We start from the raw sequence: 12,891 nt of genomic DNA, 5'->3' as shown, positions 1-12,891 counted from the left end.
GCCCGTGGTAAGGGCGCCGGGTCCCAGCCGATGGAGACGCCGACCGTCCCCACCGTCGGGCCGGCCTCGACCAGGGCCGCCGCCGTCACGGGCGTCCGGTTCCGGCTCCCGGACCGGAAGTCCCGCCGCCGCCAGGTGCGTGCGCGTCCCAGCCGCCCAGACTTCCCCCCCCGGCGGACCGACTCCTCATCGGCCCGTGCCCGCCAGGGGAACCTGTGTTCACTCATGGCGGTCACCGTGGGGCACCTCACCGACACCCCCGTCAACACGCGTAAAAAGGGCGGGCCCCAGGACCGAAGTCCAGGGGCCCGCCCTTCTTGAGCGCTGCCGACGCCGTTGTCGTACTAGTGCCCGGTGCTCAGTTGTCGTCCTCGTCGATCAGGAACCCGCGCATCGGCGAGGGTGCCTGGCCCATCGGGGACGGGCCCTGCGGGCGGACCGGGGCCATGGGCTGGGTCATGGCCGGGGTCATCTGCTGCTGGCCGCCGTAGGACGGGGCGGACGGGCCGGGGTTGCCGCCCATCGTCTGGTTGCCGCCGTAGGACGGGGCGCTCGCGCCGGCCGGAGCCATGGAGGGCGCCGGGGACGGCGGCAGCGACGCGGTGGCCGGGGTGCGCGGCGGGGCCAGGGAGTCGTCGGCCTGGGTCTCCAGCTGGCGCAGCTGGGACTCGAGGTACGACTTCAGGCGCGTGCGGTACTCGCGCTCGAAGCCGCGCAGGTCCTCGACCTTGCGCTCCAGCGTGGCGCGGGCGGACTCCAGGGAGCCCATCGCGACGCGGTGCTTCTCCTGCGCGTCCCGCTCCAGGGCGTCGGCCTTGGCACGGGCGTCACGCTCCAGACCCTCGGCGCGGCTGCGGGCCTCGCCGACGATCTTGTTGGCCTCGGAGCGGGCCTCGGCGATCGCCTGGTCGGCGGTCTGCTGGGCCAGCGAGAGGACTCGGGCGGCACTGTCGCCACCGGGGCCCTGACCGGGGCCGCCCATCGGGCCACCCATGGGGCCGCCCATCGGGCCGCCCATCTGCTGCATGGGCGGCTGGCCGCCCATCGGGCCCTGACCCATCGGACCCTGGCCCATCGGGCCGGGACCCTGCGGGCCGCCCTGACCGCCGGGGCCGGCGGGCAGCTGCGGGGCGCCGCTCGGCAGCTGGGGCGGGCCACCCATGGGGCCGCCCATCTGCTGCTGCGGCGGGCCCGATATGCCGGCGGGTACCGGCGCACCGGGACCTCGCATGCCCTGCTGAGGCATCCCCTGCTGCTGTGGGTGCTGCTGGTGCTGCTGCTGGTCCTGCTCCGGCGGGCTCTTGCGCATGTTCTGCTGGTTCTGCGCGGCCGCACGGGTCGCCGCGGCCAGCTTGGCGCGCAGGTCCTCGTTCTCGCGGAGCAGACGGGTCAGTTCGGCTTCGACCTCGTCGAGGAAGGCATCGACCTCGTCCTCGTCATAGCCTTCTCGGAGGCGGACGGTCGTGAACTGCTTGTTCCGCACGTCCTCGGGGGTCAACGGCATCTCTTCACCTCAACGTAGTCATCGGCAGTCGGCAAGACCGTATCGTCCATCCTCATCCTCCGAAGCTCCCCGTGATGGACAGGAGGATGTAGACGATGATCATCAGTACGAAGAAGGACAGGTCGAGCGCCACGCCCCCGAGACGCAGCGGCGGGATGAACCGCCGCAGAAGCTTCAGCGGTGGATCGGTGACAGTGTAGGTGGCCTCCAGTACGACCACCATCGCCTTGCCGGGTTGCCACGAGCGGGCGAACTGGAACACATAATCCATGACCAGCCGGAAGATGAGCACGGCGAGGAACACCAGCAGCGCGGTGTGGACCACCGTGACGAACACGCTCATGTCCTGCGCTTCCCTCTCCCCTGTTCCATGCTCTTCCGAGCCTCGATCCGGTTGTCTGCGTCTCAGCTCTGGTTGAAGAACCCGCCCTCTGCGATGCGGGCCTTGTCCTCCGCCGTGACATCGACGTTAGCAGGAGACAACAGGAACACCTTCTGCGTCACCCGCTCGATGCTGCCGTGAAGACCAAACACCAAACCGGCCGCAAAGTCGACAAGTCGCTTCGCGTCTGTGTCATCCATCTCAGTCAGATTCATGATCACCGGGGTGCCCTCACGGAAGTGTTCCCCGATGGTACGGGCCTCGTTGTAGGTCCGGGGGTGAAGCGTGGTGATCCGGTAAGGCTCTCGCTCGGACACAACCTTGGGCATGATCACCGGTGCGTTCTTCTCGAGGGACTGACGTTCTTGTGTGATGGATGCCACGGGCGCGATCCGCGCCGGACGTCCGGATTCCGCGGCGAGAGCGGTCGAACGGGCCACCGGCTCGCGCGGCGCGGGCGGTTGCACGATTCGCACCTCTTCGTCCCTTTGGGACTGATGTGCGCCGTGCGATTGGTGTGAAGATTCGTGCCGTCGGTGATCCCGTTCGGGTTCCGGGTCCAACTCGGGCTCGAAGTCGTCGTCGGGGTCGAATCCGCGGCCGTCGTACCCATCGTCCTCCACGAGGCCGAGGTAGACCGCCATCTTGCGCATCGCGCCGGCCATGCTCTGAGTCCTCCGCTCTGTGGTGGATCGGCTGACGACTGCCAAGTGCCCGCGATCCACGAGGTCGTTGCGCCCGCCTTCACAGGCACTGACCATATTTTCTGCTGTGGTCCGACTTCTTGGCGACGTTACCCGAGCCTGGGGCGGACTCCGAGTACCGCAGTGCCGACGCGCACATGTGTCGCCCCGGCGGCCACGGCCTGTTCGAGGTCCGCACTCATCCCTGCCGACACCATGGTTGCAGCCGGATGGGCTCGGCGCAGGTCAGTCGACAAATCCATGAGGCGCTCAAACGCCGCCTGTTCGCGTCCCGCGTACTCCCCGGTGAGCGGGGCGACGGTCATCAGACCCCCGAGCCGCAGCCCCGGCGCCTCGCCGATGAGGTCGGCCAACTCTTCGATTCCGCCCGGAGCCACGCCTCCGCGCTCGCCCCGGCCGCTCGCGCCGGCGTCCAGCGCGACCTGGACGAGACACCCGACCTCGCGCCCCGCCCGCACGGCCTCCTTCGACAGAGCCGTGACGAGCTTGGGACGATCCACGGACTGCACCACATCCGCGTAACCGACCACGGAACGGACCTTGTTGGTCTGCAACTGGCCGACAAAATGCCATTTGAGGGGCAGATCCGCACACGCCGCGGCCTTCGGCGCCGCGTCCTGGTCGCGGTTCTCGGCGACGTGACGCACACCGAGTTCCGACAGGATCCGCACATCGCTCGCCGGGTAGGTCTTGGTGACCACGATGAGGGTCACCTCCTCCCGCTTGCGCCCGGCCGCCACACAGGCGGCGGTGATACGTTCCTCCACTTTCGCCAGGTTTCCGGCGAGTTCGGTCTTACGGTCCGTCATGTCCCATCAGTCCAGCCACACATAGCCCGCGAGCCGCCCGGTGGTGCGGTCACGACGGTACGAGAAGTGGTCGCCCGACTCCAGCGTGCACTCCGGCGACCGCGCCCGGTCGCGCACCCCGAGCCGGTCGAGCTGCGCGTGCACCCCGGCGCTCACGTCGACCGCCGGCGTACCCCAGCTCGTCTCAGCGTGCGCCGCCGGCTCGACGGCCGCCACCTCGGCGCGCATCGCCTCCGGCACCTCGTAGCACCGCCCGCACACGGCCGGTCCGGTGCGGGCGACGATCCGGCCCGGCTCGGCGCCGAGTCCGACCATGGCCCGTACGGCGGCGGGGACGACCCCCTTGACCATGCCGGGCCGGCCCGCGTGGGCCGCCGCGGCGACCCCGGCGACGGGATCGGCGAGCAGCACCGGCACGCAGTCGGCGGTGAGGACGGCCAGGGCGAGTCCGCGGCGGACGGTGACGATCGCGTCGACCTGAGGCACCGGGCTCTCTCCCCAGGGCTCCTCCACCACGGCCACATCGGCGCCGTGCACCTGGTTCATCCAGACGACCCGGTCCGCGTCGAGGCCGAGCGACTTGGCGGCGATGTCCCGGTTGGCCCGTACGGCCTCGGGGTCGTCGCCGACCGCGCCGCCGAGGTTCAGCTCCTCATACGGAGCGGCGCTCACCCCGCCCCACCGGTCGGTGAAGGCGAAGTGCGCGCCGCTCACGCTCTCGCGCCGTCCTATCACTTCAGGAAGTCCGGGACGTCCAGTTCCTCGGCCGCGCTGTCCGCGTAGGAGGGGCGGGGCGCCGGCGTCACCGGCGGGGGGACCGGGATGTCGGCCACCGGCTCGGGCGCCGGCTCCGGCTCCTCCTTGGGCTTGACGCTGCCCAGCGAGCCGAAGGACGGACGGCTGGGCTCGCTCGGCCGGGACGGAACGGGGTCCTCGCGACGGGCGCCCGTCGAAGTCGAGGCCGAGCCGAGGACGTTGTCCCGGCGGGCCGGGGGCTGGCCGCCGTCGAAGCCGGCCGCGATCACGGTGACCCGGACCTCGTCGCCGAGGGCGTCGTCGATGACCGCGCCGAAGATGATGTTGGCCTCGGGGTGGGCGGCCTCGCTGACCAGCTGGGCCGCCTCGTTGATCTCGAACAGGCCGAGGTCGGACCCGCCGGAGATGGAGAGCAGCACGCCCCGGGCGCCGTCGATGGACGCCTCCAGCAGCGGCGAGGAGATCGCCATCTCGGCCGCGGCCACCGCGCGGTCGTCGCCGCGGGCCGAACCGATGCCCATGAGGGCCGAACCGGCCTCGGACATGACCGACTTCACGTCGGCGAAGTCGAGGTTGATCAGGCCGGGGGTGGTGATGAGGTCGGTGATGCCCTGGACACCGGAGAGCAGGACCTGGTCGGCGGACTTGAAGGCGTCCAGGACCGAGACCTGGCGGTCCGAGATGGACAGCAGCCGGTCGTTGGGGATGACGATGAGGGTGTCGACCTCTTCGCGCAGTTCGGCGATGCCGTCCTCGGCCTGGTTCGCGCGGCGCCGTCCCTCGAAGGTGAACGGGCGCGTGACCACGCCGATGGTGAGGGCGCCGAGCGAGCGCGCGATGTTGGCCACGACGGGCGCGCCGCCGGTGCCGGTGCCGCCGCCTTCACCGGCCGTCACGAAGACCATGTCGGCCCCCTTGAGGACCTCCTCGATCTCCTCGCGGTGGTCCTCGGCGGCCTTGCGGCCGACGGCCGGGTTGGCTCCGGCGCCGAGTCCGCGGGTGAGTTCGCGGCCGACGTCGAGTTTGACGTCGGCGTCGCTCATCAACAGCGCCTGTGCGTCGGTGTTGATGGCGATGAACTCGACACCCTTGAGACCGACCTCGATCATCCGGTTGATGGCATTGACACCACCGCCGCCGACACCGATGACCTTGATGACTGCGAGGTAGTTCTGCGGTGCTGCCACGTCGAAGGCCTCTCGCCTCGAATTACGTTGTCGCCGCCGGGCGGTGCCCCGCGCCGGGACGACGGATGCCGAATGGGACGGTCCGTAGCGCCGACCCGAACCCTAACCCTGAAGTTTAGGGTTACCAGTGTTTCTGTTCCCTGGAGTCTTCTGAACAGGACACTAAGTCGACAAGTGGCGCCCGTTCAACGAACACGCCGAACCTCCCGTTTTTCTTTTCACCCTATGTGATCAGCCGTAGCAGTGCCCAACCAGGGTGCTGGCCTGCGCTGATGTGCGTCAACTCCCCGATGACGCCGGGGCGGTGGGGACGCTGACGTCGAAGTGCCGCGCGCCGGGGGCTGCTTTCATGAGAGCTGCGAGGGTCCGTGCCTTGGCGGGGCCGTTCTCGCCGCTGCCCCATGCCACCGTGCGGCCGTCGGCCAACTGCAGTGAGACGTCGTCGTAGGAACGGACTTGGACGGTCCGGGTGTCCTTCGCGACGGCGGCCGGCAGCTCGCCCGCCACCCGGACCGCCTCCCGGGTCAGCCGGTCGACGCCGAAGCGCCGGAAGCTCGCGGCGCCGGAACCCGTGCGAGAAACGGACAATTCCAGCATCGGAACACCATTCGGCGCCTGCGAAACCGTGGCGAAGCGGACGCCCTCGTGGTCGACTTCGATGAAGTCCCGGCCCTTTCGAGCCAGCAGAACCGGAGTGCGCTCGGTCACTTTCAGGCCGATTCCCTGGGGCCAGACGCGGACCACGTCAACGGTGTCAATTCGGGGCAATTTCCGGCGAAGTCGGGCTTCGATGCCGTCGGTGTCGACGGAAATCATCGGCGCCCCGACCGGTACGGCCGCCGCGTCCCGCACCTCGGCGGGGGTCAGCACGAGCGTGCCCGACACCGTGACGTGCCGGACGCGCAGCCAGGCGGATCCGTACAACGCCCAGACGGAACCGGCCCCGAGGAGCACCAGAACGACCGCCAGAACGACGATCGTACGAAGGCGTGGTCTCCCGAGCCTGCGGACGAGCGGCGGGCCGGACGACTCCTGCTGGCGTTCACCGCGCTCGGCGGTCGTCGGTCCGGCCACGCTGCTCACTGCCCTTTCGTCATACGGTCCTAACGGCGCGAGGCGATCGCCTCGTACACCATGCCGACGAGCAGGTCGTCGGCGTCCCGGCGGCCGAACTCGCCTGCCGCGCGGGACATCTCGTAGAGCCGGTGCGGATCGGCGAGCACGGGCAGGACGTTCTGCTGCACCCACTCGGGCGTGAGTTCCGCGTCGTCGACGAGGAGTCCGCCGCCGGCCTTCACCACCGGCTGGGCGTTGAGCCGCTGTTCGCCGTTGCCGATGGGCAGCGGGACATAGGCGGCCGGGAGCCCGACGGCGGAGAGTTCGGCGACGGTCATCGCGCCCGCGCGGCAGAGCATCATGTCGGCCGCGGCGTACGCGAGGTCCATCCGGTCCAGGTAACTTACCGGGATATAGGGGGGCATTCCCGGCATCTGGTGCACCTGCGGCAGTTCGTTCTTCGGGCCGACCGCGTGCAGGATCTGGATGCCGGCCTGCTGGAGCCACGGGGCGACCTGCTGGACCACCTCGTTGAGGCGCCGGGCGCCCTGGGAGCCGCCGGAGACGAGCAGCGTGGGCAGGTTCGGGTCGAGGCCGAAGCGGTGGCGGGCCTCGGGGCGGGCGGCGGCGCGGTCCAGGGTGGCGATGGAACGGCGCAGCGGGATCCCGATGTAGCGGGCGTCGCGCAGCTTGCTGTCCGGCGTCGAGACGGCGACCCGGGCCGCGTACCGCGAGCCGATCTTGTTGGCCAGGCCGGGGCGGGCGTTGGCCTCGTGGATCACGATGGGTACGCCGAGCCGCTTGGCGGCCAGGTAGCCGGGCAGGGCGACATAACCGCCGAAACCGACGACGCAGTCCGCCTTGGTGCGCTCCAGGATCTGCTCGGCGGCCTTGATGGTGCCGCGCAGCCGGCCCGGGACGGTGATCAGCTCGGGAGTCGGCTTGCGGGGCAGCGGCACCGCGGGGATCAGCGCCAGCTCGTAGCCGCGCTCCGGGACGAGCCGGGTCTCCAGGCCGCGCTCCGTGCCCAGGGCCGTGATCCCCACGGTCGGGTCCTGCCTGCGCAGGGCGTCCGCGAGGGCGAGCGCGGGCTCGATGTGGCCGGCGGTCCCCCCACCGGCGAGTACGACATGCACCGAAATTCACCGCTCTCCGGACGAACGCGCCGTGGAGGCGCGCCGTCGCATCGTGTTCCATCTCCGAGGAGCTCCGGTCGGCCTTTTGCCGGGCACCAGGTCTCCCGCCCGCTTTCTACCAAAGCGAGGTTGCCGCATCGCAAGCGCTGCCCGCGCAGCGGGCTCGTCGCGTGCGAAGGCGATCAGCAGCCCGATGGCGAACATGGTCGGCAGCAGGGCCGACCCTCCGTAGGAGAACAGCGGGAGGGGGACGCCGGCGATCGGCAGCAGGCCGAGCACCGCACCAATGTTGATCACAGCCTGGGCGGTGATCCAGGTGGTCACGCCTCCCGCGGCGTACCTCACGAAGGGGTCCTCCGTGCGTCCGGCCACGCGGATACCCGCATAGCCTAGAGCCGCGAACAGGGCGAGCACCGACAGCGTCCCCGCCAGGCCCAGCTCCTCACCGGTGACGGCGAAGATGAAGTCGGTGTGCGCTTCCGGGAGTTGTCCCCATTTTTCCACACTCGCGCCGAGACCGGAGCCGAAGAGTCCGCCGGAGGCGAGGGCGTAGAGGCCGTGCACGGCCTGCCAGCACATGTCGTTCGGGCCGGAGTCGGTGGCGGCGATGCAGTTGAGGCGGGCGAGGCGGTGCGGGCTGGTCTTGATGAGGACGCCGCCGATCAGGGTCGCGATCGTCAGCACCCCCGCGAACAGCCGGGTCGGCGCCCCCGCGAGCCACAGCAGGCCGAACAGGATCGCGGTGAGGATGATCGTCGTACCCATGTCGCCGCCGAGCATGATCAGACCGAGCAGCAGGAAGGTGACCGGCACCAGCGGCACCAGCATGTGCTTCCACTGGGTCAGCAGCCTCTTCTCCTGCTTGCGGGCGATCAGGTCCGCGCCCCACAGCACCAGGGCGAGCTTGCCGAACTCGCTCGGCTGGACCTGGAAGGAACCGCCGAGGGCGATCCAGTTCTGGTTGCCGTTGACCGTCATCCCTATCCCGGGCACCTGGACCAGGGCCATCAGGAAGACGGCGGCGGCGAGGATCGGGTAGGCGAGCGCCCGGTGCAGTTTCACCGGCATGCGGGAGGCCGCGAACAGCAGTACCCCGCCGATCACGGCGGCCAGCAGCTGCTTGCGGAAGAAGTACGACCCGGGAAGCGACATCTGCAGCGCGGTGATCTGGGAGGCCGAGTAGACCATCACCAGACCCAGCACGATGATCAGCACACTGCCGCCGAGGATCAGGTAGTAGGCGGTCAGCGGCCGGTCCCAGGCCTTCCGCGCCCGGCCGTAGAACCGCTGTACGGGGCTCTCGCTCGGGGGCCCGGCGGCGGGACGGGGACGCCGGGACGCCCCCTGCACGGGCGGTTTCCCGGTACGGCTACTGGGCATCGGCGCCTCCACTGAACGTCGACCGTCCCACGCGTCCCTCCCAAGATCCGCCCGGCGGGCGGCCGGGGTCAGGCTTCGAGTTCGCGGACCGCCGCCGCGAACGCGTCACCGCGCTGGTTGTAGTTGGTGAACATGTCCATGGAGGCGCAGGCCGGGGCCAGCAGCACCGTGTCGCCGGGCTGCGCGAGCCGCTTGGCCTCCGTCACCGCCTGGAGCATCGCCCCAGTGTCGGTCCGGTCGAGGTCCACCACGGGTACTTCCGGCGCGTGTCGCGCGAGGGCGTCGCGGATCAGGGCCCGGTCGGCGCCGATCAGGACGGCACCGCGAAGTCGCTTTGCCGACTTGGCGACCAGTTCCCCGAAGGTCGCACCCTTCGCCAGACCGCCCGCAATCCATACAATCGACTCATATGACGCCAACGAGGCTTCCGCGGCATGGGTGTTGGTCGCCTTGGAGTCGTCCACGTAGGCGACGCCGTCGACATCGGCGACGTGGGCGATGCGGTGCGCGTCCGGGCGGAAGGCCCTCAGGCCGTCCCGTACGGCCTTGGCGGGCACCCCGAAGGCGCGCGCGAGGGCCGCCGCAGCAAGGGCGTTGGCGATGTTGTGGGGAGCCGGCGGGTCGATGTCGGAGACCTCGGCGAGCTCCTGGGCGTTCTTCTGCCGGTTCTCGACGAAGGCGCGGTCGACCAGGATGCCGTCCACGACCCCGAGTTGAGAGGGGCCCGGGGTGCCCAGGGTGAAGCCGATGGCCCGGCAGCCCTCCTCGACGTCGGCCTCGCGCACCAGGTCCTCGGTGCGCTTGTCGGCCACGTTGTAGACGCAGGCGACCCGATTGCCCTCGTAGACACGGCCCTTGTCGCGCGCGTAGGCCTCCATGGAGCCGTGCCAGTCGAGGTGGTCGGGCGCGAGGTTGAGGACCGCGGCCGAATGCGCCCGCAGCGAGGGCGCCCAGTGCAGCTGGTAGCTGGACAGCTCGACGGCGAGGACGTCGTAGGTCTCCTCGCCGAGGACCACGTCCAGCAGGGAGACGCCGATGTTGCCGACGGCCGCGGTGCGCAGGCCCGCGGCCCTCAGGATCGACGCCAGCATCTGCACGGTCGTGGTCTTGCCGTTGGTGCCCGTGACGGCCAGCCAGGGTGCCGCGTCGGGGCCGCGCAGGCGCCAGGCCAGCTCGACGTCGCCCCAGACCGGCACGCCCGCCTTCTCGGCCGCCTGGAACAGCGGCTTGTCGGGCTTCCAGCCGGGTGCGGTGACGATCAGCTCGGTGCCCTCCGGCAGGGATGCGCCGTCGCCGAGGCGCACGGTGATGCCGAGCGCCTGAAGCTCCGCGGCCTGCTCACGCGCGCGTGCGTCGTCGCCGTCGTTGACGACCGTGACGACCGCCCCGCGCGCGTGCAGCACCTTGGCCGCCGGGACGCCCGAGACGCCGAGCCCGGCGACGGTGACGTGCTTGCCCTGGAAGTCATGGGGCTCCGAGGTGGAGGTCACTTTTCCGCTGCCCATCCCGCGTAGAAGAGGCCCAGTCCGACAATCACACAGATGCCCTGGATGATCCAGAACCGGACCACCACCAGGACCTCGGACCAGCCCTTGAGTTCGAAGTGGTGCTGCAGTGGCGCCATCCGGAAGACGCGCTTGCCGGTGAGCCGGAAGGAGCCGACCTGGATGACGACCGACATGGTGATGAGGACGAAGAGGCCGCCCATGATGGCCAGCAGCAGCTCCGTGCGGGAGAGGATGGCCAGGCCGGTGAGGACACCGCCGAGGGCGAGCGAGCCGGTGTCACCCATGAAGATCTTCGCCGGCGAGGTGTTCCACCACAGGAAGCCCAGGCAGGCACCCATCAGCGCGGAGGCGATCACCGCGAGGTCGAGCGGGTCGCGCACCTCGTAGCAGGCGGCCGGGTTGGTCAGGGTCTGCGCGTTGGCGCAGGACTCCTGGAACTGCCAGACACCGATGAACGTGTAGGCGCCGAAGACCAGCACGGAGGCGCCGGTGGCCAGACCGTCCAGGCCGTCGGTGAGGTTCACGCCGTTCGACATCGCCAGGATCATGAACAGCGCCCAGACGACGAACAGCACCGGGCCGATCGTCCAGCCGAAGTCCGTGATGAACGACAGCTTGGTGGAGGCCGGGGTGTTGCCGCGCGCGTCGGCGAACATCAGCGACAGCACGGCGAAGGTGATGCCGACGATCAGCTGGCCGGCCATCTTCGCCTTGGCCCGCAGGCCCAGCGAACGCCGCTTGACGATCTTGATGTAGTCGTCGAGGAAGCCGACCAGGCCCATGCCGAACATCAGGCCGAGGACCAGCAGCCCGGAGTAGGTGGGCGGGTAACCGGTGATGAGCTTGCTCAGGAAGTACGCCGCGATCGTCGCCAGGATGAAGGCGATGCCGCCCATGGTCGGCGTACCGCGCTTGCTGGCGTGCTCGCGCGGACCGTCGTCGCGGATGTACTGGCCGTAGCCCTTGCGCGCGAGGAGCTTGATCAGCAGCGGGGTGCCGATCAGCGTCAGGAAGAGGCCAATGACTCCTGAGAACAGGATCTGCTTCATCATCGGGCGGCAACCTCGCCCTCGGCACCGGTCTCGACGAGCGCCTGGGCAACGCTCTCCAGACCCACCGAACGGGACGCCTTCACGAGTACGACGTCCCCCGGGCGCAACTCGCTGCGCAACAGGTCGATCGCCGCCTGTGCGTCGGACACGTGCACCGACTCCTCACCCCACGAACCCTCGTTATATGCGCCCAGTTGCAGCCAGGAGGCCTCAATCCCCCCGACGGCGACGAGCTTGCTGACGTTGAGCCGGACGGCGAGCCGTCCGACGGCGTCGTGCTCGGCGAGCGCCTCGTCCCCCAGCTCGGCCATCTTGCCGAGCACCGCCCACGTGCGGCGCCCCTTGCCCATGGCCGCGAGTGCCCTGAGGGCGGCCCGCATGGACTCGGGGTTGGCGTTGTAGGCGTCGTTGACGATGGTCACGCCGTCCGGGCGCTCGGTGACCTCCATGCGCCAGCGGGAGAGGGAGCCCGCCTCGGAGAGCGCGGTGGCGATCTCTTCCGCGGACATGCCCAGCTCATGGGCGACGGCGGCCGCGGCGAGCGCGTTCGACACGTGGTGCTCACCGTACAGGCGCATGGTCACATCGGATGCACCGGAGGGTGTGAGAAGCCTGAAGGAGGGCTGTCCGCTGTCCGTGAGTCGCACGTTCTCGGCGCGTACGTCCGCTTCGGCCGACTCTCCGAAAAGGACCACCTTCGCCTTGGTACGGGGGGCCATGGCCCGCACCAGCGGGTCGTCGGCGTTGAGGATCGCGGCGCCGTCCTCCGGAAGGCCCTCGATGATCTCGCCCTTGGCCTCGGCGATCTGCTCGCGGCCGCCGAACTCCCCGATGTGGGCGGTGCCGACGTTGAGGACCAGGCCGATCCTCGGCGGGGTCAGGTCGGTGAGGTAGCGGATGTGCCCGACGCCGCGGGCGCCCATCTCCAGCACGAGGAACCTGGTCTCCTCGGTGGCGGACAGGGCGGTCAGCGGCAGCCCGATCTCGTTGTTGAGCGAGCCGGGCGTGAACACCGTCGGCGCCTTGCGCTGGAGCACCTGCGCGATCAGGTCCTTGGTGCTGGTCTTGCCCGCCGAGCCGGTCAGGGCGACGAGGGTCGCGCCGAGCCGGCGTACGACGTGCCGGGCGAGGGCGCCTAGCGCGGTCTGGACGTCGTCGACGACGATCGCGGGCACGCCGACCGGGCGCGACGCCAGTACGGCGACCGCGCCCGCCTCGATCACCTGCGGTGCGTAGTCGTGGCCGTCCACGCGCTCGCCGACGAAGGCGGCGAACAGGCTGCCGGGCACCACCTCGCGGGAGTCCCGGACGACCGGTCCGGTGACAGCCGCGGACGGATCCGGTATGTCGTGCGTCTGCCCGCCGACGACTGCTGCGATCTCGGCGAGGGAGAGGGCGATCACAAGTTCATCCCCTG

The 12,891-nt window shown here is 70.1% G+C and carries 12 protein-coding genes; all 12 read right to left on the bottom strand.

Features of this window, described 5'->3' with window-relative positions; translation table 11 throughout:
- Window positions 1-358: 358 nt before the first annotated feature.
- The gene (locus ACFYZB_RS03405; protein ID WP_388753766.1) at window positions 359-1,504 is read right to left on the bottom strand and encodes a DivIVA domain-containing protein; all 1,146 of its coding nucleotides are present in this window, start codon (window positions 1,502-1,504) and stop codon (window positions 359-361) included.
- Window positions 1,505-1,556: 52 nt separating this feature from the next.
- Window positions 1,557-1,847, bottom strand: a complete 291-nt coding sequence (locus tag ACFYZB_RS03400) for a YggT family protein (protein WP_351209255.1) — start codon at window positions 1,845-1,847, stop codon at window positions 1,557-1,559.
- A gap of 62 nt (window positions 1,848-1,909) precedes the next feature.
- A complete protein-coding gene (locus ACFYZB_RS03395) occupies window positions 1,910-2,551 on the bottom strand; it encodes a cell division protein SepF (RefSeq protein ID WP_228622713.1) in 642 nt (213 codons plus the stop codon).
- A gap of 128 nt (window positions 2,552-2,679) precedes the next feature.
- Complete coding sequence (locus ACFYZB_RS03390) at window positions 2,680-3,399, bottom strand: YggS family pyridoxal phosphate-dependent enzyme (RefSeq protein WP_388753763.1); 720 nt, start codon at window positions 3,397-3,399, stop codon at window positions 2,680-2,682.
- Window positions 3,400-3,405: 6 nt separating this feature from the next.
- The gene (gene pgeF / locus ACFYZB_RS03385; RefSeq protein ID WP_351209252.1) at window positions 3,406-4,134 is read right to left on the bottom strand and encodes a peptidoglycan editing factor PgeF; all 729 of its coding nucleotides are present in this window, start codon (window positions 4,132-4,134) and stop codon (window positions 3,406-3,408) included.
- Entirely contained in the window at window positions 4,131-5,342 is a 1,212-nt protein-coding gene (ftsZ, locus tag ACFYZB_RS03380; protein WP_351209251.1) for a cell division protein FtsZ, read from the bottom strand. Before ftsZ ends, pgeF begins: the two co-directional genes overlap by 4 nt.
- 279 nt (window positions 5,343-5,621) lie before the next feature.
- A complete protein-coding gene (locus ACFYZB_RS03375) occupies window positions 5,622-6,416 on the bottom strand; it encodes a cell division protein FtsQ/DivIB (RefSeq protein WP_388753760.1) in 795 nt (264 codons plus the stop codon).
- Window positions 6,417-6,445: 29 nt separating this feature from the next.
- Window positions 6,446-7,534: an undecaprenyldiphospho-muramoylpentapeptide beta-N-acetylglucosaminyltransferase gene (gene murG / locus ACFYZB_RS03370; protein WP_351209250.1), complete on the bottom strand. Its 1,089-nt coding sequence runs from the start codon at window positions 7,532-7,534 to the stop codon at window positions 6,446-6,448.
- Window positions 7,535-7,540: 6 nt separating this feature from the next.
- Window positions 7,541-8,914: a putative lipid II flippase FtsW gene (gene ftsW / locus ACFYZB_RS03365; protein WP_388753758.1), complete on the bottom strand. Its 1,374-nt coding sequence runs from the start codon at window positions 8,912-8,914 to the stop codon at window positions 7,541-7,543.
- A 68-nt stretch (window positions 8,915-8,982) separates the two neighbouring features.
- Window positions 8,983-10,419: a UDP-N-acetylmuramoyl-L-alanine--D-glutamate ligase gene (gene murD / locus ACFYZB_RS03360; protein WP_388753754.1), complete on the bottom strand. Its 1,437-nt coding sequence runs from the start codon at window positions 10,417-10,419 to the stop codon at window positions 8,983-8,985.
- Window positions 10,401-11,474, bottom strand: a complete 1,074-nt coding sequence (gene mraY / locus ACFYZB_RS03355) for a phospho-N-acetylmuramoyl-pentapeptide-transferase (protein ID WP_351209247.1) — start codon at window positions 11,472-11,474, stop codon at window positions 10,401-10,403. Before mraY ends, murD begins: the two co-directional genes overlap by 19 nt.
- Window positions 11,471-12,877 carry a UDP-N-acetylmuramoyl-tripeptide--D-alanyl-D-alanine ligase gene (gene murF, locus ACFYZB_RS03350; protein WP_388753751.1) on the bottom strand — a complete coding sequence of 469 codons (1,407 nt, stop codon included), beginning with the start codon at window positions 12,875-12,877 and terminating at the stop codon, window positions 11,471-11,473. The genes mraY and murF overlap by 4 nt, the downstream gene beginning before the upstream one ends.
- Between the last annotated feature and the right edge of the window lie 14 nt (window positions 12,878-12,891).

Source organism: Streptomyces sp. NPDC001852, from assembly GCF_042891825.1.
In the GTDB taxonomy this organism is placed as follows: Bacteria; Actinomycetota; Actinomycetes; order Streptomycetales; family Streptomycetaceae; genus Streptomyces.
Note: the sequence above shows the minus strand (reverse complement) of the source record. Positions and strands in the feature narration are given on the sequence as shown.

Excerpts from the sequence above, each read along its gene's own strand:
- ACFYZB_RS03405 (WP_388753766.1), bottom strand. The coding sequence starts at position 1,504 with ATGCCGTTGACCCCCGAGGACGTGCGGAACAAGCAGTTCACGACCGTC.
- ACFYZB_RS03400 (WP_351209255.1), bottom strand. The coding sequence starts at position 1,847 with ATGAGCGTGTTCGTCACGGTGGTCCACACCGCGCTGCTGGTGTTCCTC.
- ACFYZB_RS03395 (WP_228622713.1), bottom strand. The coding sequence starts at position 2,551 with ATGGCCGGCGCGATGCGCAAGATGGCGGTCTACCTCGGCCTCGTGGAG.
- ACFYZB_RS03390 (WP_388753763.1), bottom strand. The coding sequence starts at position 3,399 with ATGACGGACCGTAAGACCGAACTCGCCGGAAACCTGGCGAAAGTGGAG.
- ftsW (WP_388753758.1), bottom strand. The coding sequence starts at position 8,914 with ATGCCCAGTAGCCGTACCGGGAAACCGCCCGTGCAGGGGGCGTCCCGG.
- murD (WP_388753754.1), bottom strand. The coding sequence starts at position 10,419 with ATGGGCAGCGGAAAAGTGACCTCCACCTCGGAGCCCCATGACTTCCAG.
- mraY (WP_351209247.1), bottom strand. The coding sequence starts at position 11,474 with ATGATGAAGCAGATCCTGTTCTCAGGAGTCATTGGCCTCTTCCTGACG.